At 66.3% G+C, this 19,576-nt stretch carries 17 protein-coding genes and 1 tRNA gene; 10 read left to right on the top strand and 8 right to left on the bottom strand.

Annotated elements, in window-relative coordinates; genetic code table 11:
* Positions 1–39: 39 nt before the first annotated feature.
* Complete coding sequence (gene rpoZ, locus QBJ92_RS15490) at positions 40–384, top strand: DNA-directed RNA polymerase subunit omega (protein WP_010161409.1); 345 nt, start codon at positions 40–42, stop codon at positions 382–384.
* A gap of 175 nt (positions 385–559) precedes the next feature.
* Here the strand turns inward: rpoZ and QBJ92_RS15485 are convergent, their stop codons facing one another.
* Together QBJ92_RS15485 and QBJ92_RS15480 are read right to left on the bottom strand one after the other, a co-directional pair.
* The gene (locus QBJ92_RS15485) at positions 560–1,234 is read right to left on the bottom strand and encodes an RlmE family RNA methyltransferase (RefSeq protein WP_277970603.1); all 675 of its coding nucleotides are present in this window, start codon (positions 1,232–1,234) and stop codon (positions 560–562) included.
* The gene (locus QBJ92_RS15480; protein ID WP_431358419.1) at positions 1,231–2,322 is read right to left on the bottom strand and encodes a Ppx/GppA phosphatase family protein; all 1,092 of its coding nucleotides are present in this window, start codon (positions 2,320–2,322) and stop codon (positions 1,231–1,233) included. The genes QBJ92_RS15485 and QBJ92_RS15480 overlap by 4 nt, the downstream gene beginning before the upstream one ends.
* A gap of 207 nt (positions 2,323–2,529) precedes the next feature.
* Here QBJ92_RS15480 and QBJ92_RS15475 point away from each other — a divergent pair.
* From QBJ92_RS15475 to QBJ92_RS15445, 7 genes are all read left to right on the top strand, one after another.
* Positions 2,530–2,603: transfer RNA gene (locus QBJ92_RS15475), tRNA-Gln, on the top strand.
* Between the two features lie 198 nt (positions 2,604–2,801).
* A complete protein-coding gene (locus QBJ92_RS15470) occupies positions 2,802–2,984 on the top strand; it encodes a hypothetical protein (RefSeq protein WP_277970601.1) in 183 nt (60 codons plus the stop codon).
* Between the two features lie 576 nt (positions 2,985–3,560).
* Entirely contained in the window at positions 3,561–6,326 is a 2,766-nt protein-coding gene (locus tag QBJ92_RS15465) for a TonB-dependent receptor (protein ID WP_277970600.1), read from the top strand.
* Positions 6,327–6,388: 62 nt separating this feature from the next.
* Positions 6,389–7,027: a sulfotransferase family 2 domain-containing protein gene (locus QBJ92_RS15460; protein WP_277970599.1), complete on the top strand. Its 639-nt coding sequence runs from the start codon at positions 6,389–6,391 to the stop codon at positions 7,025–7,027.
* Positions 7,024–7,593 (top strand): aspartyl/asparaginyl beta-hydroxylase domain-containing protein, encoded by a 570-nt coding sequence (locus QBJ92_RS15455; protein ID WP_277970598.1) that lies wholly within the window; start codon positions 7,024–7,026, stop codon positions 7,591–7,593. Before QBJ92_RS15460 ends, QBJ92_RS15455 begins: the two co-directional genes overlap by 4 nt.
* Positions 7,590–9,017: a tetratricopeptide repeat-containing sulfotransferase family protein gene (locus tag QBJ92_RS15450; protein ID WP_277970597.1), complete on the top strand. Its 1,428-nt coding sequence runs from the start codon at positions 7,590–7,592 to the stop codon at positions 9,015–9,017. The genes QBJ92_RS15455 and QBJ92_RS15450 overlap by 4 nt, the downstream gene beginning before the upstream one ends.
* A gap of 3 nt (positions 9,018–9,020) precedes the next feature.
* Entirely contained in the window at positions 9,021–9,938 is a 918-nt protein-coding gene (locus QBJ92_RS15445; RefSeq protein WP_277970596.1) for an aspartyl/asparaginyl beta-hydroxylase domain-containing protein, read from the top strand.
* 171 nt (positions 9,939–10,109) lie between these two features.
* Here the strand turns inward: QBJ92_RS15445 and phnX are convergent, their stop codons facing one another.
* The 5 genes from phnX to QBJ92_RS15420 form a co-directional block, all read right to left on the bottom strand.
* Positions 10,110–10,895, bottom strand: coding sequence for a phosphonoacetaldehyde hydrolase (gene phnX / locus QBJ92_RS15440; protein ID WP_277970595.1), 786 nt, complete (start codon positions 10,893–10,895; stop codon positions 10,110–10,112).
* A complete protein-coding gene (locus QBJ92_RS15435; RefSeq protein WP_277970594.1) occupies positions 10,895–12,007 on the bottom strand; it encodes a TIGR03364 family FAD-dependent oxidoreductase in 1,113 nt (370 codons plus the stop codon). Before QBJ92_RS15435 ends, phnX begins: the two co-directional genes overlap by 1 nt.
* Complete coding sequence (locus QBJ92_RS15430) at positions 11,994–13,277, bottom strand: DUF5690 family protein (protein WP_277970593.1); 1,284 nt, start codon at positions 13,275–13,277, stop codon at positions 11,994–11,996. The genes QBJ92_RS15435 and QBJ92_RS15430 overlap by 14 nt, the downstream gene beginning before the upstream one ends.
* A 70-nt stretch (positions 13,278–13,347) precedes the next feature.
* Positions 13,348–14,109: an acid phosphatase gene (locus tag QBJ92_RS15425; RefSeq protein ID WP_277970592.1), complete on the bottom strand. Its 762-nt coding sequence runs from the start codon at positions 14,107–14,109 to the stop codon at positions 13,348–13,350.
* Entirely contained in the window at positions 14,106–16,247 is a 2,142-nt protein-coding gene (locus tag QBJ92_RS15420) for a phosphocholine-specific phospholipase C (protein ID WP_277970591.1), read from the bottom strand. The genes QBJ92_RS15425 and QBJ92_RS15420 overlap by 4 nt, the downstream gene beginning before the upstream one ends.
* 180 nt (positions 16,248–16,427) lie before the next feature.
* Here QBJ92_RS15420 and QBJ92_RS15415 point away from each other — a divergent pair, with 180 nt between their 5' ends.
* Together QBJ92_RS15415 and QBJ92_RS15410 are read left to right on the top strand one after the other, a co-directional pair.
* Complete coding sequence (locus tag QBJ92_RS15415) at positions 16,428–16,982, top strand: HD domain-containing protein (RefSeq protein ID WP_277970590.1); 555 nt, start codon at positions 16,428–16,430, stop codon at positions 16,980–16,982.
* A gap of 88 nt (positions 16,983–17,070) precedes the next feature.
* Positions 17,071–17,829 (top strand): UTRA domain-containing protein, encoded by a 759-nt coding sequence (locus tag QBJ92_RS15410; RefSeq protein ID WP_277970589.1) that lies wholly within the window; start codon positions 17,071–17,073, stop codon positions 17,827–17,829.
* Between the two features lie 48 nt (positions 17,830–17,877).
* Here QBJ92_RS15410 and QBJ92_RS15405 read toward each other — a convergent pair whose 3' ends face one another.
* A complete protein-coding gene (locus QBJ92_RS15405) occupies positions 17,878–19,545 on the bottom strand; it encodes an SPASM domain-containing protein (RefSeq protein WP_277970588.1) in 1,668 nt (555 codons plus the stop codon).
* Positions 19,546–19,576 lie beyond the last annotated feature (31 nt).

Genomic DNA, 19,576 nt, shown 5'->3' with positions numbered 1-19,576 from the left:
CATCTTTCCGAATACCGTCGTTTGCGAAGGAAGCCATTCATGGCGCGCGTCACTGTCGAAGATTGCGTCGACAAGATCCCCAACCGGTTCGATCTCGTCCTGTTCGCCGCGCAGCGTGCGCGGGCCATTTCGGGTGGTGCCGACCTCACCGTCGATCGCGACCGCGACAAGAACCCGGTCGTCGCGCTGCGCGAAATCGCGGAAGAGCGCGTGCGCCCTGCGCATTTGAAGGAGTCGGTCATCAACGGTCTCCAGCGCGTCCAGGTCGACGACGAGGACGAAGCGGATGCGGTCGGCAGCCTGTCGGCATCGGCCGAGGCGCTTCGCCTCACCGCCGCTGCGCCGCCGCGCAACCAGAATCTGGGTGCTGACTACGAGGGCTGAGGCTTTCGTTTCGGGCTGAGGTCGGCCCCGGCGTTGCGCCGGGGGCTTCAACTTCGCTCAGCCCGAACGGATGTGGTGGCTTCCGCCACCCGTTCGCCCTGAGCGCAGTCGAAGGGCCTTTGCCCCGGATGCTGCATTCCGGGTGATCATCGACGCCGCAACCAAACGGCCGCGGCTACTCCGCGACCTTCCGCCCCTTGAACCCCTGCGCCACGACATACCATTCGGACGACGCCTTGCGGCTCGCCGGTGGCTTCGCGTGCTTCACGGTGGTGAAGTTGCGCTTCATTTCCGCGACCAGCGCGGTATCCGCGCCGCCGGCGAACACCTTGCCGACGAACGCGCCACCCGGCTGCAACACGTCGATCGCGAACTCCAGCGCCGCCTCGACCAGCCCCATCGTCCGCAGCGCATCGGTCTGCGGATGGCCGACGGTGTTCGCCGCCATGTCCGACAGCACCAGATCGGGTGCGCCACCCAGCGCCGCCATCAGCCGCTCGGGTGCGACGTCGTCCATGAAGTCGAGCTGGAGGATCTCCACCCCCTCGATCGGATCGACCGGGAGCAAATCGATCCCGACGATCGCCGCCTTGGGCACCTGACGCCGCACAACCTGCGCCCAGCCGCCTGGGGCGAGGCCAAGATCGACCACGTGGCGCTTGCCCTTGAGGAAATCGAACCGCTCATCGAGCTCGGATAGTTTGTACGCAGCCCGGCTGCGGAAGCCGTCCGCCTTGGCACGCTTTACATAGGGGTCGTTGAGCTGGCGTTCGAGCCAGCGCGTCGATTGCGCGGTGCGCTTGCGCGCGGTCTTCACGCGGACGCGAAGTCCGCCGCCGTCTCTGCTCACGAAGAACTCTCCATCAATCGGCGCAAGATGCCCTCGCGGATACCCCGGTCGGCGATGCCCAGCCGTTCGGCGGGCCATAAATCCAGGATCGTCTCGAGGATCGCGCAGCCCGCGACCACCAGGTCGGCGCGTTCGGTGCCGATGCACGGCAGCTGCGCGCGCTCGTTCAGATCCTTGCTCGAAAGATCGAGGCTGATCCGTCGCATCGCCGCGGCCGGGACGATCAGCCCGTCGACTTGCGAGCGATCGTAATGCGTCAGCCCAAGGTGAACGCTCGCGAGTGTCGTCACGGTGCCGGACGTTCCGAGCAAGCGCGGCACCGCGATCCCGCGCGGCAGGCGGGCCGCGAAGCTCGCCATGCTGTTCGCCACCAAGGATCGCATCTGCGCATAGGCCGCGGCGCGACCGTCTGCGCCACCGTCCGCACCGGGCGGGCCGTGTCCGGCGCTTTCGGTCAGCGAGACGACGCCCCACGGCGCGCTATGCCAATCGAGCACGTGCGGAACCTCGCCGCGCGTGTCGACCAGTACCAGCTCGGTCGAACCGCCGCCGATATCGAACACCAAGGCGGGATCCTCGCCCGGCTCGATCAGCGTGTGACAGCCGAGTACCGCGAGCCGGGCCTCTTCCTCCGCCGTGATGATATCGAGCAGGATGCCCGTTTCCGCATAGGCCCGCGCGATGAACTCCGCGCCGTTCTCCGCGCGACGGCAGGCTTCGGTCGCCACGGCGCGCGACAAGGTGACGTTGCGCCGCTTGAGCTTCTCGGCACAGATCTTGAGCGCGACGATCGTGCGGTCGATCGCCGCATCGCTCAGCCGTCCCGATTTCGCCAGGCCTTCCCCCAGCCGGACGATTCGCGAGAACGCATCGACCACGGCGAAGCCTTCGCCCTGCGGACGCGCGATCAGCAACCGGCAATTGTTGGTGCCAAGGTCCAGCGCCGCGAAATGGCGGCTGTCCCGACCGCGGGATGCCTGCTTGTCCGGGCGACCGACGCCGGGCTTCCGGCCGTTGGCTGGCTTGCCACGGACCTCGCGGCCGTGGATCGGCGCCGAACGGGCAGGACGGGCCTGCCGGACCGGCATATCGGGCGGAACGTCCCCCATGCCGTTAAAACTCGCTTATTCTGTTCTGCCGTCGCGGTGCGCGCGGATGCGCGCGCCGTTCGGTGCTTGGGATAACGCTAGCGCAGCCATGACGTTGCAGCAAGCGATGCAAACACCCGTGTTTGAACGGACATGCGCAGACCGGTTGACACCCGCGCGTGGCCCGCCTAGATCGCGGCCCGGCGTTGCCCCGTCGTCTAATGGTAAGACTGCGGTTTCTGATACCGCCTATTGAGGTTCGAATCCTCACGGGGCATCCAGCCACTTCGTCTCGCACCGCTCCGGACACAATCCGGACCGCGTTTGGCATTCCCCATATGGCGAGTGCCGGTGGTTCGGGAAGGGCAGGTTTTTTTGCCTTGCCGCAGCACGATAATTTAGTACTTTTCCAGGCATAAGCGTTCGACCGTGGTTCAAGCCACGCGTTCACGAAGCAACGCCTGTCCGGGAGACTTTTGATGGAAGTGAACACCGAGGGCGAAGACACCGGTTCGGAGCGCGGCGAAGTTCACTTTCTTGCTGCGCTGGTCGATGAACTGATGCGACAGATGCTCGCATCCGGAGTCATGACCAAGGATCAGCTCAATGCGGTAGAGCAATCCGTCGCGCAACGAGTCGGAAGTTCGCCGCGCGCCTGGTAAGGCGCGTTCGGTTACAAGCCCGCTGCGATCTGGTGTGCTCGCTCGGCCGCAGCCGCCATTTGGCGGTGCGACGCTGGTGCGCTCTAAAGCTTGTCCCGCCCGGCACCCGGCGGCAATAGCGCCGTTTCAGCGGGTCAGCGGTTGCCCAATTCCAGAATCTTAGCCGACGTTCCGGTTGCCCAACGCGTGTTGGGCAGGGTGACCGCGCTGTGTCCGGTACCATTCAGGGCGGCATAAAGGAAAAATCGCGCGACCGTTGCGCGAAGGTCCGCACCGCCACCTCATTACACTGCCCTCGCCCTGTATTCGGATGGCCGATCCCGATCGCAGAGCTGGAAGACGTTCATTCGCAACACCTTCGCAGGATCGCTTCGGCACTCTTTCCGCCACTAACCACGGTTGCGTCCATCCTGACGTGAGTGGCAGGCCGCTCGACGAGGTCGAAATGATGACGACGAAAAGTCGTTTCGGCTGCGACTGTCACGGAGAAGTCGTTAACGCATGCTCTAGGCCGGACTGGTTCATACCAGTTGCAGGGGGCATCCTTTCATGATCACGCACACACGAGTTCGGGCGATGCGCCCGAATCTCAGGACAATATTGCTCGCGACCGTCGCGATGGTGAGCGTGGGGGGCGCACCGCGCGCCGCGTTCGCGCAGACGACGGCGGATGCGCCTGTCAGCGGCGGCGAGGACATCGTCGTCACCGGCTATACTAAGTCGCTGAGCGACGCTCGCGCGATCAAGCGGAAGTCCGCGATTCAGGTCGACGTGATCGTCGCCGAGGACATGGCCAAGTTTCCCGAGCTGAACCTGGCGGAATCGCTTCAGCGCGTGCCCGGCGTGCAGATCACGCGCGAAGCCGGCGAGGGGCGTCGGATCTCGCTGCGTGGCCTCGGGCCGGATTTCTCGCGGGTGCAGTTGAACGGCATGGAAGTGCTGGGTAACGTCGATTCCGCGCAGGATAGCCGCGGTCAGCGCACGCGCGACCGTGCTTTCGACTTCAACATCTTCGCGTCCGAGCTGTTCACGCGGGTCGAAGTCGAGAAGACGTTCCAGGCGGCGCAGAACGAAGGCGGCATGGCCGGTACGGTCGGCCTGTTCACCGGTCGACCGTTCGATTACGCGCCCGGTAGCAAAGCCGTCATCGTCGGCCGATTGGGCACCAACCAATATACCAAGGACGCGCAGCCACGGGTTGCCGGGCTGTTCAGCCACAATTGGAACAATACTCTCGGTGCGCTGGTCTCGGTCGCCTATTCGAAGCGCAAGACCACCGAACAGGGCCACAACACCTATAACTACAACCATCCGAGCGCCTCGACGCTGCAGAGCCTGGTCGGCAAGGGCCTCGACATCTCGCGCCTAAGCGCTGCGCAGCAGACCAAATTCCTGTCGGGCGACCTGTATTTTGCCGACGGCAACCGCCTTTCCTCGTGGAACGCGGATCAGGAGCGGCTCGGCATCACCGCCGCACTGCAGTGGCGTCCGGCCCACAATCTGCTGCTGACGCTGGATGGCCTGTACGGCCAGCTCACCACCAAGCGCGAAGAGCTGCACCTTGCCACGCGGCCGCTCAGCTCGACCGGATCGGTCGCGTTCGACACTGCCGCGGGATCGCCGTGGCCTGCCGCGTTCCAGCAGCCTTCGGTCATCAAGGATCTGCGCTGGGACGACAGCAACTATGTGACCAAGACCGACGTCACCGGCGCGACCTTCGGCAGCGAAAACCGTCGCTCGCTCAACAAGACGCGGTTCCGCTCGCTGGAGCTGACGGGTACCTGGGAGGCTTCGGACCGGCTGACGATCGATGGCCATGTCGGCTATCAGAAATCGACCTACAAGACGCCGTATGACGACAAGTTCTACATGCGGGCAAAGGGCAATCTGGTCGCCGATTACGGCATCGACGGGCGCTCGGCGTCATTCGCCTATACCGGTTGGGATCCGACCAACGCGTCTACTTATGCGATGGATTCCTTTTATTATCGCTCGTTCAACAATGCGTCGGAACTCCGCGAGGGCGTCGGCAACCTGCGGTACAAGATCAACGACGCGCTGACGCTGCGCGCGGGCGCGGCCTATCACCGGTTCAAGCAGGACGGCATCGACCTGTTCTACGACGACAACGTCAACGGCACCCGCGCCAAGACGCGCGGCACCGCGGTGGGCGATGTCTCGTCGGTGTTCAGCAACGCATTCGGATCGTGGCTGGTCGGCGATTATGCCAAGGGCTTTGCGAAATATAACGAATATCACCGCCTTGCCCCGAACAAGGACGGCAGCGGCGGCGCGCTGCGCGATATCGAGAACGTCTATACGACGACCGAGGAAAGCGAATCCGGCTATCTCCAGATGGACTGGGACACCGAGCTGTTCGGCAAGCGCCTGCGCGGCAACGTCGGTGCGCGGGGATACCATACCGATACGCACAGCTCGGGCTGGATCCAGGGCGACAGCTATGCCTATCTCGGCACGACCGACGTGAACGGCAGCTATTCGGGCGTGTTGCCTGCGCTGAACGCGGTGCTGGAAGTGACGTCCGAGCTGCAGTTGCGCTTCGCGGCCTCGCAGAATCTGAACCGACCGGGCCTGGGCTCGATCGCGGCGCGCGGCAGCGCGTTGCAGGACGATGGCGGCGCGATCACCGCCTCGCGCGGCAATCCGGGGCTCAAGCCGTATAAGGACACCACGCTCGACGTCTCCGCCGAATATTATTTCGGCAAGGTCGGTTTGATTTCAGCCAGCGTATTCAACAAGCAGATCAAGAACTTCATCGGATCGCAGACGCTGGAGAACGTGCCCTTCAGCCAGACCGGCGTGCCGTTCGGCACGATCCCGGGGGCGACCGCGGCCACGATCGTCAAGGAGTTCTCGATGCCGATCAACGTCGCGGGCACCAAGAGCCTGACCGGCGTGGAACTGGCGGCGCAGGCGCAATTCAGCTTCCTGCCGGCGCCGTTCGACAACTTGGGCGCGCTGGCGAACTACACCTATGTCGATGCGCCCAAGGAAATTACCGGCATTTCCAAGACGAGCTACAATGCCACGCTCTATTACGAGACCAAGCGCTGGGGCCTGCGTGGTTCGATGAGCCACCGTTCGGCGTATTACACCGGTCGCGATCCCAGCGTGATGAGCGCCAATACGCGCGGGTTCGAAGCGACGACTTATTTCGACGCATCGGCCTTCGTCAACGTCACCAAGGAACTTCAGCTCACGCTGAACGCGGTGAACCTGACCAACCAGAAGGATACGCAGTTCTGGGGCCAGAACCGCTATCTGTATAACCAGAACCAGAGCGGGGCGACCTATATGGCCGGCTTCAGCTTCAAGTTCTGATACCCTAAAGCGCCCCCGCCGCATCGCCGGCGGGGGCGGACTTTCCTTATGAGACTGGCTGCATGATCGTTTCCCATCGCCATAGCTTCGTGTTCGCCGCGGTGCCCAAGACGGGCACGCATTCGGTGCGCCAGGCGCTGCGCGAACAGATGGGGGAGGAGGATGTCGAACAGGTCGGCCTGTTCGTGCACAAGAAGTTTCCATGGGACGATCTGGCCGCCGTGCAGCATGGCCATTTGTCGCTGGAGCAATTGCGCCCGCATCTGGGCGAGGAGCGCTTCCACAGCTATTTCAAATTCGCCTTTGTCCGCAATCCGTTCGACCGGTTCGTTTCCTATTGCGCGTTCATGCTGCGCGGCGGCGATGTGTTCCAGCAGCGGCCGCGCGACGTGATGCATCACTTCCTGTTTCGCGAGCCGCCGGAAGGGCACATATTGTTCCGGCCACAGGCATCGTTGCTCACCGGGCCGGACGGCACGACGCTGGCCGCCGACGCGATCGGCCATGTCGAGGATATGCAGGGATCGTATGATGCGATCTGCGCGCGGATCGGCATCGCCTCGCGCCCGCTGGACCGGGTCAACGGCACCAGCCACCGCGACTATCGGGAGTATTACGACCAGAATCTGATCGATGGCGTCGCCGCCCGCTATGCGCAGGATCTGGAGCTGTTCGGCTATCACTTTGACGGGCGCCGATGAATCCGGCCAAGACCACCAGCATCCGCCCGTTGGGCAATATCGACATCGCCGCGCTGGCCGCTGCGGTGCGCGCGATCCCCGAGGCGGTGTGGGATGCGGAGAATGCTGCCAAACCCAATAAATTCGACGCGCTGGACGCGACACGCCACATCGTGTTCCGCTTCATCAACGATCCGCGAGACTGGCGCGCGTCGCACGATCGGCCGGCATGGGGGCCGTGGCGTACGCTGCTGGAGCCGGTGCTGGCGCAGGCGGTACAGCCCTATGGCTATGCGCGGCCTGTATTCCCGCGGGTGATGCTCGCGCGGATGGCGCCGGGCGGGGTGATCCACCCGCATATCGATGCCAATCTCGCGGCGAAATGGCCGCACAAGATCCATGTGCCGCTGGCGACCAACCCGCAGGTGGTGTCGTTCTTCGGCGGAGCGGCGCATCATTTCCCCGAAGGCACGGCGGTCGAGGTCAATAATCTTGGGCCCCATTGGGTGCGCAACCAGGGCGCAACGGACCGCGTGCACCTGATCTTCGAAGTCTTCGATCTGGACCAGCCGGGGCCGACGCAGTGAGCATCCGCGATCGGGAGGCGCTGTTGCGCGCCGCGCTGGCCGGGGTGCCGGAGTATCACGCTGCGCGCTTCGAATTGGCGATGCTGTTGTTGCAGCAGCAGAACCATGCCGCCGCGCGGGCCGAGGCGGAGACATTGCTGACGCACCAGCCCGACCATCGCGATACGCTGAAGCTGTTCGGCGTCACCTGTATCGGGATGGGCGATTATGAACCGGTCATCGACCTGTACGAACGCCTGGCGGGTGCGCCGCAATCGCCGGCCGAGTTGGCCGATCTGCGGCTATGGCGGGCCAATGCGCTGAAGATCACCGGCCGCACGGATGAGGCGATTGCCGACTATCGCGCCGCACTGGCCGCGCGGCCCGATCAGGCGGTGGCATGGTTCAGCCTCGCGAACCTGAAGACCTATCGCTTCACCGACGCCGAGATTGCGGCGATGCGCGCCGCCGAGGCGCGGCCCGGCATCCACCCGATGGACCGCGTCTATCTCGGCTTCGCGCTGGGCAAGGCGTTTGAGGATCGCGCGGATTTCGCCGAATCCTGGGCGTTCTACGCGCGCGGCAATGCCCTGCGCCGGGCGAGCGCAACCTATCGCCCGGAAGTGGCGGAGGCCTGTGCCGCGCGCATTGCGGAGATTTGCACCGCGGACTTCTTCGCCGAGCGCACGGGCTGGGGGGTGGCGGATGCCGCGCCGCTCTTCGTGCTGGGCCTGCCGCGTTCGGGCTCCACTTTGGTCGAGCAGATATTGGCATCGCATCCCCAGGTGGAGGGCACGCAGGAGCTGACCGAGATCAGCCGCTATGCCCGCGCGCTTTGCGGCGCCGACCCGGCGTGCGGCCTGCCGCTGCACCCGGAGGCGCTGGCGCGGCTGACCGCGGCGGATGCGCGGGCACTGGGCGAGCGCTTCCTCGCCGAAACCCGGACCTATCGCCGACTGGGCCGTCCGTTCTTCATCGACAAGATGCCGAACAATTTCTGGCATATCGGCCTGATCCAGCTGATCCTGCCGCGCGCGACGATCATCGATATCCGGCGCGATCCAACGGCGTGCGGCTTCAGCAACTTTAAGCAGCTGTTCGGCACAAATAATCAGGAATTCAGCTACAGCATCGACGATGTCGCGCGCCACACCCGCGTTTATCTCGGCCTGATGCGGCATTGGGATGCGGTGCTGCCCGGCCGGGTGCTGCAAGTTTCCTATGAAAATCTGGTTGCCGAGCTGGAAGGCGGGGTGCGGCAGATGCTCGCCCATGCCGGATTGCCGTTCGATCCCGCCTGCCTCGCCTTTCACGAAACCCGGCGCAGCGTGCGGACACCGAGTTCCGAACAGGTCCGTCGCCCGATCGACCACGCCGGGCTGGACCAATGGCGCAACTACGCCCCCTGGCTCGCCCCGCTGCGCGCCGCGCTATCCGAAGACTGAGCGATGCGGCTCTCCCAACCCTTTTTCCAGCTGCCCGTGCTGTTCGACGTGGCGCGCCTCCAGGCCGAAGTGGCGGCGCTACCGGCAGAGGCCTGGGTGCCGCACCCGGACGGCATCCCCGGCAACAGCGCCGCGCGGTTGATCAGCGTCGACGGTGTCGAAGGCGACGGGATGCACGGCCAGATGCTGCCGACCCGCTGGCTGGAGGCGATGCCCTATGCGCGTCAGGCGCTGGCGGGGTTCGGCGTGGTGTGGAGCCGATCGCGGCTGATGCGGCTCGCGCCCGGCGTCGGCGTGCCCGAACATGCCGATATCAACTATCACTGGCACACCCGCGCGCGCGTCCACATTCCCGTCTTCACCCGGCCCGAAGTGCGCTTCCACTGCGACGGGCAGGCGGTGCACATGGCCGCGGGCGAGGCGTGGATCTTCGACAATTGGCGGCGCCACCATGTCGAAAATGCTGCGCCGGCGGAGCGCATCCATCTGGTGGCGGATACCACCGGCACCGCCGCTTTCTGGCGCTTCGCCTGCGGCAAGGCGCCGCCGCGCGAGGCGTGGCGCACAATGGGGTGGGATCCGGCCGCCCGCGCCCCGTTGCTGTGCGAAGGTGAACAGCGCCCGCCCGTGATGCCCGCCGCCGAAGTGCAATGGCTGCTCGACGACCTGCGCGCCGAACTCCTGCCCAGCGACGCCCGCGCAGAGCGGTTCGGGGCGCTGCTGGACAATTTCGTGTTCGACTGGCGCCAGCTCTGCGCGCTGCACGGCATCAGCGGGCGGGGCCGCCCCGAATTCATCGGCCTGGCCCGCGCGATACACGACGCCGCCCGCCCGCTGGCCGAGGGGCTGGTGATGCGCACCAACGGCGCCGGCGCGCTGCTGGTGCTGGAGAAGCGCGTCCTCCAGCATTTGGTCGCCTAGCGCGGATTGGCATTCCCTGAAATTCCTCCCCTGCAAGGGGAGGTGGCATGCCGCAGGCATGTTGGAGGGGTGTAAACGCTGATAGGTGAGGGCTCCCTCGCCGGCCGGGACACCCCTCCACCACCCTGCGGGTGGTCCCCCTCCCCCTCCGGGGGAGGATTTTTTGAGTAACTAGCCGATCGGCAGCGCGCGGAGCGCTTTGGGCAGGTCGGCGACGGTATCGATGACGATATGCGCGCCGGCCGCCAGCAATGCGGTGCGGGCGCGTTCGATGCGCTCGGCGCGATCCTCTGGCACCAGGGCAGCAAGCGCCGCTTCGGACAGGCCGATGGCATTGCCGCTTGCCGCCACGCCGATCGTCCACACCCCCGCGGCGCGGCCCTCGGCGATGCCGACATCCGCATCGTCGACCTTGACGCAGGCGGTGGCCGGCCATGCGCCCAACTCGACCAGATTCTTCCACAGCATCAGCGGGGAGGGGCGCCCCGCCGCCGTCTCGCCCGCACAGACCAGCAGGTCGGGCTGATAGCCCTGTTCGGCAGCGCGCGGCAGGATGTCTGCCATCATATCGCGGGTATAGCCGGTGCACGATCCGATCGCGACGCCGTGCGCGCGCAGATCGGCGACGACCTCGGCCGCGCCGGGGATCAGATCGGCATGGTCACGCGCGGCATCGCGCATCCTCGGGCCGATGGCGTCGAACAGCGTCAACACATCCGCCTCGGTCCAGTCGCTGCCATGCGCCGCGGCCCAGGCCTGGGTCACCCGCGGCTGCCCGAGCAGCGCGCGGATATGGTCGCGCTTGGCCAGCCCCATATCGGCGCGCGCTTCGGCTTCCTCGATCGGCACGCCGGCCTGTTCGAACACCCGGCACAGCGCCACCACCGGCGCGCGGCTGCCGAAATCGATCATCGTGCCGGCCCAGTCGAACACGACCGCCTTGAGGTTTTCGTACATCAATGTTTCCCGTAAAGTTCGGCGACGACGTCTTCGGCCAGCGCAAAGCTGGTCGAGGCGCCGGTGCCGCTGGTGACGACGACCAGCCGCACGCCCTCGGCCGGGGTGCGGACGATGCTGTGTCCTGCCGCCGAGGCATAGGTGCCGGTCCAGCGCGCGATCACCGCCGGCGGCGTGCCGAGCACCTGCGCATAGGCATCCAGCATCACGCCATCGATCGCGGTGGAGGAAAAGGGGCCGGGGGTGGCGGCATATTCGTGGCTGTCGCCGACCACCAGCGATCCGTCCGCGCTCTGCACCGCGATCAGGTGGACGCCGTACGCCAGCGCTGCGGCTTCCTCCGCGTCCAGCCGCTGCCGCAGCGCCGCCGCCTCGGGCAGATCGGCATAGCCGAGATAGCGGACCATGCTCAGGTCGCTCATCACCGGCGATGCCAGCCGCCAGTTCGGCGCGGCAAGGCGCAGCATCTGGAGCTTGCAGCGGGTGATGCCGGCTTCGGCATAGACTTCGGGGAACAGGCTGGCCCAATCGTCGCCGGGGCAGACGATCACGGCATCGGCCTGATGGACGCCGCGGCTGGTCTCTACGCGCCCGGTCTCGACGGCGTGGACCGCCACGCCATAGGCGAATTCAACCCCGTGCGCGGCCGCCAGCCACGCCGAAAGCCGGGGGATCGCCTGCGCGGATTCGACGCGCAGATCGTGCGGGCTGCGCAGCGCCGCCAATCCACCGCGCACCATCGGCCAATGCTCGGCCAGCGCGGTCGAATCCAGCCGGAGGCAATCGCGGCCCATTTCGGTTTCGAGGAACGCGTCGATTACCGCTACCGCCTCTGGGCGCTGAGCCGTCAGCAGCAGCCCTTGCTGCTCGATCGGGATGCCGGCGAGCGGCGCCACTTCGCGCCACCGGGCGGCGCTGCGCATTGCCAGCTCCCAAACCTTGCCGCGTTCCTGGCCTGTCACGGTGACAAACCCGAAGTTGCGGATCGACGCGCCATTGGCCTGGGCATCGCGATCGAGCACCAGCACGCGCTTGCCCAGCCGCGCGGCGGCCAGCGCATGGGCCAGCCCGACAATGCCGGCGCCGACGACGATCAGGTCATACTGCGACATGGGAACGCTCCGAACGATCGCGGGCGGCGAACCCTATGGCAGACAGCAACGTCAGCACCCCCACCGCCACCGCCGTGAGGTACGAGATGTCGATGAAGAAGGGCAACCACTGGACTTTCGGTGCGGCGAGGCTGCGGAACAGCAACAAGACAACGCTGCCGGCATAGCCCGAGGTATCGGCGATATAGATCAGAAATCCGGCATTGCCCGCGGTGCCGATCGCCGCGATCATCCGATCGAACAGCATCGCGTTGAACGGCGTATAGGCAAGATACAGCCCTGCACCGGTCAGGATCATCCAGGGCAAAGGCGCGAGCAGTCCGGCCTGGAACGCCACGGTCGACAAGCCCAGCAGCGCTGCCCCCAGCAGGATCATCGCATGCATCGCCAGCAGCGCGCGCATATTGTCGCGCACCAGCATCAGCATGGCGAGGCCGCCCAAGCTGATCACCGCCACCGGCAGTTCGCTGGTGGAGAACATCGCCGCGCTGCCGCCATAGCCCATCGCGGTCCACAGTTCGGCGGCGAAATTGTCGCGGAAATCGCGGATGCCGGTCAGCAGCACATAGCCGGAGACGAGCAGCACCAGCGACAGCCCGTGCGCGCGCAGAAAGGCGGCGCGATCGGCGCGGCGCATCGGCGTGCGGGCGGTGCGTTCGGCTTCGTCCTGCGCATCGGGCGGTGGCATCCGCTCCAGCCACCACAGCGACACCAGCAGCACCGGCACGAACGCCGCGCCGGTCACCGCCGGCATCCATGCCTCGGCCACGCCAGCATGCAGGAACAGCACCGCCACCGATTTCACCACCCCGGACGACAGGATGAAGCTGGCGCACAGCATCGCGCCCAGCAATTCGGACACGCGGCGCCCCTCGACATAGCTGAACACCAGGCCCCAGATCATCCCCAGCGGCAGGCCGTTGAGGAACAGGCAGGCGACATTCCACGGCGCCGGCAGCAGCGCGAACAGCACCAGCGCGAGCCAAGACGATCCGATCAGCGCTAGGATCAGCGCGCCGCGCCCCTGCCGGCCGAATTCGGCGATCACCCGCACGCCGATCAGTTTCGACAGCGCATAGCCCAGCACCTGCGCGATCAGCAGCGCGGACTTGTAATCGATCGCGAAATGCCACCCGTGAACATCGCCAAAGGTGGCGGCGGCGAAGGGTTTCCGAAACGCATACATTGCAAAATAGGCACCAAAGGCCGCCAGCCCACTGGCCAGCACCATTAGAGGGGGCGTGGCGCCCGCCGGGATCTTTGAAGGCAACATCTGCTCCCCGGGGCAATCCATTAAACTGGTATAAACCAGTCAAGCGACACTTTGATGACGCGTGGGGTCAGAAAACGGAGCGCTCGAGGGTTGCGCGTTCGGCAATGCATCGCGCTGCATCGGGGGGAATGGCGCGTGTCGACGCCAGCTCGGCGCGTGCCTCCGCCAGATCATGCTGGAAGGCAGGCGTGGCGTTCAGCGTAGCGAACATCGCAGATCCCGCCATCCAGCCGGCGCGCACCGCGCTCGCCGAATGCGATCCGCACACCGCGCGGCTTTCGCCATATGCCCGGGCGCGGGCGAGGATCGGGCCTGCGCGATCGGGCGCCAGCTCGGCGAGGATCAGCCCTTCCAGCCAGCCATTGGCGGCGTGACCCGAGGGATAATCGCCATTGCCGGCCAAATGCGCGGTCTTCGCCTCGCAGATCGGCGCATCGGTGCCGAGATAGGGGCGCCGCGCCTGATAGTGCGCCTTGACCAGGTTCACGAGCGGCCCCGTGCCCGACCTATCGAGCAGGCGGACGAGCGCCGGCACGCGCTTTTCGTCGAGCTGCATCCCCAGCGCGCAGGCGAAGCGGGGCAGGGTGGCATTGGTCACATCGTCGGTCGCGATGCGCCAGCGCGGCGTGCCCTGCAGCGTGCGCGTCGCCCGGAAGATCGCGCGATCGGCTTGGGCGGCAGGGCTACCCGGTGCGGGCGGTGGCGGCAGGATCGCCAGACCATCCGGCACCTGATCGCGCGGCACATAGGGCCCGCTATCCTGCGCCTGCCCCATCGCTCCCAGCGCCAGCCATGCGGCGATCAACACGCCGGTCCGCGCGCGCTTCACGCTGTCACCCGCATCGCGCCGATGGCCGGATCGGTGCGAGTCGCCCGGCCGCTTTCCACCTTGCCGGCGAACCGGCGCAGAAACGCGGCGTCGCCCGCCACGGAGACCGCAAGATCATACCAATGGTCGCTCGCCGCCAGTTTCCACACATCGCTGACCTGTTGGCCCGGCGCGACCGTGATGCGGCGCGTGCCTCCGCCGGTCGTGGGATAGTTGCTGTCCATCGCCACCGCGAACACCAGGGGCGTGACACTATCGTTACGCAGCACCAATTCGACCGCGCCTTCCGAGCCGCGCTGGAGCAGCAGGACTTCGGCCGCCACCGCGCCGGCCTCCAGCGATCCGGCATAGCGGCGCCACAGCCCGTTGGGGCCGCGCAGGGTGAGGTCATAGGCGGGGATCGGCCCGGCATCATGCCATTGTTCGCTGGCGAAGCGATCGCCTGCGCCGATCGTGTAATGCCACGGCTCCTGCGCGTCGCTATTGTCGTGCACGGACAGCGCCGCGCCGGTGCGGCCACGATTGATCATCTCGATCCGCAGCCGCCGCGCGGGGGTGACGGCAGCGACGATATCGATCGCATAGGGCAGGGGGCGATGCCCGCGCTGGCCCGGCATCTGCGCGGTCGGCACCTGCGTCGCCGGGATTGCGTTGACCGGCCCGGCCCGTGATCGGGCGACGCGTTCGCGGAAATCAGCGGTGCTCGGCAGGTCGAGCGCTGCCGCGCGATCCGATCCGGCAAAGTCGAACACCGAGGTCAGATCCCCGCACACCGATCGCCGCCACGCGCTGATATTGGGTTCCGCCACGCCGAACCGCGCCTCCAGGAAACGCAGCACCGAAGTGTGGTCGAACAATTCGGAACAGACAAAGCCGCCCCGGCTCCACGGCGACACCACGATCGTCGGCGTGCGGATGCCCAGCCCGATCGGATGCTTGCCCGCCACCTCGGCAGTGCCCGCGCCATAGTCCTTCGTCTCGCCCTCGATCGGCACGGTGCTGTGCCCGCGATAGTCGCCCACCGGCGGCACCGGCGGCGGCACATGATCGTAAAAGCCGCCGGCCTCGTCATAGACCAGCAGGAACACCGTCTTGGCGAAGACCTCGGGATGATCGACCAGCGCCTCGATCAGTTGCGCGGTGACATGCTCACCCTTGGACGGTTCGGCCGTGGGATGTTCGGACAGATCGGCGGCGGTGACGATCCACGACACCTGCGGCAGCGTGCCCGCCGCCACGTCGCTGCGAAACGCTTCGACCAGTTGCTCGCCATCCGACCGTTTGCGATCGGCGCCGGCCTTATGCTCGCTTACCCAGGATCGGCCGCGGCGATACAGTTCAGAGTCCCTGGCGCAGGGGCGGAAGGGCGGGAAGACGGACAGCAAATTGTCGCCGAAATTGTCGTATTCCTGATAGACTTTCCATTCGATCCCGGCCGCTTGCAGCCGCTCGGCATAGGTCGTCCAGCGATAGGCGTCGGGGCGCAGCGGGCGATCCTCGGCCATGTCGGCGCTGGGCGTTTCGTCCTCGCCATAATTGTGCATCTGCGGATCGCCGCCCACCGTGCCGCCGCCATTGCAGCCGCTGAACAGGTGCAGCCGGTTGGGATAGGTCTGCGTCATCGTCGAGCAGTGATAGGCGTCGCACACGGTAAAGGCGTCGGCGAGCGCATAGTAAAAGGGCAGGTCGCTCGCGGTATAGTGCAGCATCCGCGTGTGCAGCGCGCCGCTATGCCCCCAGCGGTCATAGCGGCCGCGGTTGAAGATATGGACATTTTCCGGGTGCGACTGTTCGGCGCCGTCGACGGTCAGCGCGCGCGTCGTCTTCGAATCGCCGTGGAAGGGCAGGACATGGCCGTCGGGATGCTGGGCGGAAGGCTGGGCCCACACGCTGCGCCCACCGGCCAGCCGCAATGGCCGCGGATCGCCAAAGCCGCGCACGCCGTTTAACTTGCCCAGATAATGATCGAAGGCGCGGTTTTCCTGCATGTGGATCACGACATGCTCGACATCGCGGAGCGTGCCCGTCCGCCGGTTCGCCGGCACCGCCAGCGCGCGCTCGATCAGGCCGGGGAGCTGCGCCACGGCGACGCCCGCGCTCGCCGCCCGAAGAAAATGTCGCCTGGTCGTGCGCTCCATCGGGTGTTCGCCCTTTCCCTGGCCGTTCGGAACCGCTAGAGCGCGGTGTCTGAAACTGGTCTAGTCCAGCTACATGACAGTATCGCGACATCCTGACCGCGATCCTTCCCCCTGCCGGGGTCGGTTCGCGCCCCCATGCTGCCCCCTGCCCCCTGTCACCTGCCCAGCCAGCGAGGATCCATGCCCGCCCATATCATCGACGAGATCTTCGACCTGTTCGACCGCTTCGGTTCGCTCCGTTACGGAGAGGATGCGACTCAGCTCCAGCATGCCTTGCAAGTCGCCGAACTCGCGCGGCGCCATCGCTGTTCGGATGCGATGATCGTGGCGGGGCTGCTCCACGATGTCGGCCAGTTGATGGACGATGCCGGCAATGCCGCCGAAGCCCGGGGGATCGACGCGCGGCACGAAATTTCCGGCGCGGCCTATCTGAGCGCCTGTTTCCCGCCTGAAGTGACCGAGCCGATCCGGCTGCACGTCGCCGCCAAGCGCTACCTCTGTGCGATCGACGCGGGGTACCGGGACGGGCTCAGTCGCGCCTCGGCGCTCAGCCTGCAGCTTCAGGGCGGCCCGATGTCGGCGCTCGAAGCCGCGGCGTTCGAGCGCGAACCGTTTTGCAACGATGCGGTGACGCTGCGCCGCTTCGACGACATGGGCAAACAGCCCGAGTGGCATGCGCCCGATCTGGAGAGCTACCGCGCGCTCCTTGATACTCAACGGCGCGCCACCGCCTGACCTGCGCGCGGGCCGGGGGTAATTGGCGGGATCGGCAGGGGCCGCTTGACCAGTGTCGGGTGGTCCTGCCACGTTCCAGGCAGACATGATGCGCAGCGACCTCGAACTCATCCCCATCGCGCGCGGCGATCCCGCGGGCGGCCCACAGTATCTGGCGCTCCGCGACCAGATCGCCGCGGCGATCGAGATGGGCAAGCTCGCGCCCGGATCGAAGCTGCCGTCGGAACGCCAGTTCCAGGGCGATACCGGCGCCGCGCGCGGTACCGTCCGCGAGGCATTGTTCCAGCTCGAAGCGGAGGGGCTGATCTATCGCCGCGATCGCAGCGGCTGGTACATTTCCCCGCCGGCGGTGACCTATCATCCGATGCGCTGGTCGGGCTTCATGAGCTATGTCGCCGAACAGGGGCGCATTCCCGTGACCGAGACGCTGAGCAAGGACCTGGTGCCGGCCTCGCCCGCGGTCGCCGAGATCTTCGGCACCGCGCCGGGCACCCCGCTCTACAATCTGCAGCGCCGCCGTTCGATCGACGGGCGCGCGGTGCTCGTCGAACGGATCATCGTCGATCCGGGGATCGCACCCGACCTGTTGTCGCATTCGCTCGACGGGTCGCTGACCCAGATCCTCAGCGGGGAGTATGGCCTCAAGGTGGTCCGCAACCGCGTCGAAATGCGACCGTGCGCGCTGGTGCAGTTCGCCGCCGACGCGCTGGGCGTCAAACCCGGTACGCCGGGGCTGATGGTTGTGCGGACCAGCCTGGCGCACGACGGGCGCGTGGTGGAATATGACCAGGAATATTGGCGCCACGACGCCATTCGCGTGCAGATCGACCTCGACGTTTCGGCGTGACCGCCTGCCGCCTGGCCCCGGATCGCCGGACCCAGGCGGACGACGCGATCATCCCTGCAGAACGATGGCCTCGCCACCGAGCGCTTCGCGGTCCTTCATGCGGTAGGCGGCTTGCGGCGCGAAGCCGAGGTCGCACAGGGCTTGCGCCTCGCGGAGGAGAAGCGACAGGTCATCGGGAAAGCGGATGCGTCCGGCGGCGCAGAACGCCACGATGATGGCGGGGTCAGTCGCCCCGGCGATCGCATCGGTCAGATCGGCGCGAGTCCAGTCCTTGCCCAACCCGTCGGACGGCAGCGTCGCGTCCAGCGCCCGGTCGCGCCAGTGGCTGACATCGTAGAGATGCGCGAAATCCGATCCCAGAATGGGGTGTCGCAGTGTTTCGAGAAAGGCGCTGTGGAGCGGATGATCCTGCGCGGCGACGTTCAGGCGCGGATACAGGGGGCTGACATGGCCACCGGTATTCTGGATCATGTAGAGCCGCATCGAATCCGCGCCCAGCGTCTGCGCGAAGTCGACGAGCGCGGGCATCTCGTGGAAGTTGTCGAGCTGGATCGTGGCGTTGAGATGGAACTCGCGGAATTCGCCGCGCGTGCGCTTGCCGGCGATGAACCGGAGGTTCGGCATCAGGACGTGCCACCGGCCGGGACGCCGGACGACTTCATAGACCCACGGTGTACAAGCATCGATCGACACGTTCACCAGCGCCCGGTACCGGTCGAGCCCGGCATAGTGCGACCAACGGCTCTCGTTCATCAACAGGGCATTGGTATGCAGGTCCAGCCCGACGTCGAGATCGTGATCGGCCATGTAGCGCAGGATCGACCGATAATGCGGGCTCGACCACGGATCGCCCTGGCCGGAAACCGAAATCGTTGTTTTGCCGCGGCTGCTCAACAGCGGCTGGAAGACCTGCTTCTCGATCCGATCGAACCGCCGTTCCTGCGCTTCGTCCGCGGCATGGATCCCGTCGCGGCAGGACGGGCACGCCAGGTTGCACGTCACGTCATGCGCCAGGAACAGCCAGCTTGGCCCTTCGGCCATGACGGTGCGGTTCTCGTCGATGTCGGCACGCCGCGCGGGATCAAGGACGTCTTCGCGCTTCGGGAGGGTATCGTCCATGATGAACGTGCAGCGCTGCTTGTGGCAGTATCGGTAACTGCCGTCGAGAATGCTGCCCCGCATCGCCTGCGCGGACGCGGAGTTCCAGATCTCTTCGGCAGTCTGGCCATCCAGATGCCCCAGCCGCGCCTGCGTCCAGATCGAGCAACACGGCGCGACCGATCCGTCCATCAGCGTCTCGAACTTGATGAACGGCGCGTCGCAGAATCGGCCACGCAGATCGGCGGACCGATCGGGGTCGTCATGGCGCTGGACGAAGAATTGCGCGCCGGCCACCTGCGGGCAATGCGGATGGAGCAGCGCGATTCGGTCCAGGTCGGCCAGACCGGCGGCGCGATCGGCGCACAGCGCGGTCAGCACCGCCGCGACGGTCTGCAGCGACTTGGCGGCATTGCCGTCCTGCAGCGGCAGGATCGTACCAATCAGCGTCCGCAGATCGGCGACGTCGTCATGCCGCGACGCCTCGGCCAGTGCCGCCCAGATCTCCGGATGATCGGTCTGATCATCGAGCAGCGCGACGACATTCTCCAGCAACGGCAGGAACGGACTGGTCGGTTCCGGTCGGCTAGCGACGACGGACGATGGCATACACGTCATCAGGATCTCTTTCGTCGTACAAACATACCTT

This window comes from Sphingomonas echinoides, from assembly GCF_029623395.1.
In the GTDB taxonomy this organism is placed as follows: Bacteria; Pseudomonadota; Alphaproteobacteria; order Sphingomonadales; family Sphingomonadaceae; genus Sphingomonas; species Sphingomonas echinoides_A.
The sequence above is the reverse complement of the archived record's forward strand: the minus strand, read 5'-3'. Positions and strand labels throughout refer to the sequence as shown.

Coding starts and splice junctions, on each gene's coding strand:
- phnX (WP_277970595.1), bottom strand. CDS start 10,895: ATGTACGAAAACCTCAAGGCGGTCGTGTTCGACTGGGCCGGCACGATG.
- QBJ92_RS15420 (WP_277970591.1), bottom strand. CDS start 16,247: ATGGAGCGCACGACCAGGCGACATTTTCTTCGGGCGGCGAGCGCGGGC.
- QBJ92_RS15465 (WP_277970600.1), top strand. CDS start 3,561: ATGCGCCCGAATCTCAGGACAATATTGCTCGCGACCGTCGCGATGGTG.
- QBJ92_RS15470 (WP_277970601.1), top strand. CDS start 2,802: ATGGAAGTGAACACCGAGGGCGAAGACACCGGTTCGGAGCGCGGCGAA.
- QBJ92_RS15460 (WP_277970599.1), top strand. CDS start 6,389: ATGATCGTTTCCCATCGCCATAGCTTCGTGTTCGCCGCGGTGCCCAAG.
- QBJ92_RS15480 (WP_431358419.1), bottom strand. CDS start 2,322: ATGCCGGTCCGGCAGGCCCGTCCTGCCCGTTCGGCGCCGATCCACGGC.
- QBJ92_RS15410 (WP_277970589.1), top strand. CDS start 17,071: ATGCGCAGCGACCTCGAACTCATCCCCATCGCGCGCGGCGATCCCGCG.
- rpoZ (WP_010161409.1), top strand. CDS start 40: ATGGCGCGCGTCACTGTCGAAGATTGCGTCGACAAGATCCCCAACCGG.
- QBJ92_RS15445 (WP_277970596.1), top strand. CDS start 9,021: ATGCGGCTCTCCCAACCCTTTTTCCAGCTGCCCGTGCTGTTCGACGTG.
- QBJ92_RS15415 (WP_277970590.1), top strand. CDS start 16,428: ATGCCCGCCCATATCATCGACGAGATCTTCGACCTGTTCGACCGCTTC.
- QBJ92_RS15405 (WP_277970588.1), bottom strand. CDS start 19,545: ATGACGTGTATGCCATCGTCCGTCGTCGCTAGCCGACCGGAACCGACC.
- QBJ92_RS15455 (WP_277970598.1), top strand. CDS start 7,024: ATGAATCCGGCCAAGACCACCAGCATCCGCCCGTTGGGCAATATCGAC.
- QBJ92_RS15435 (WP_277970594.1), bottom strand. CDS start 12,007: ATGTCGCAGTATGACCTGATCGTCGTCGGCGCCGGCATTGTCGGGCTG.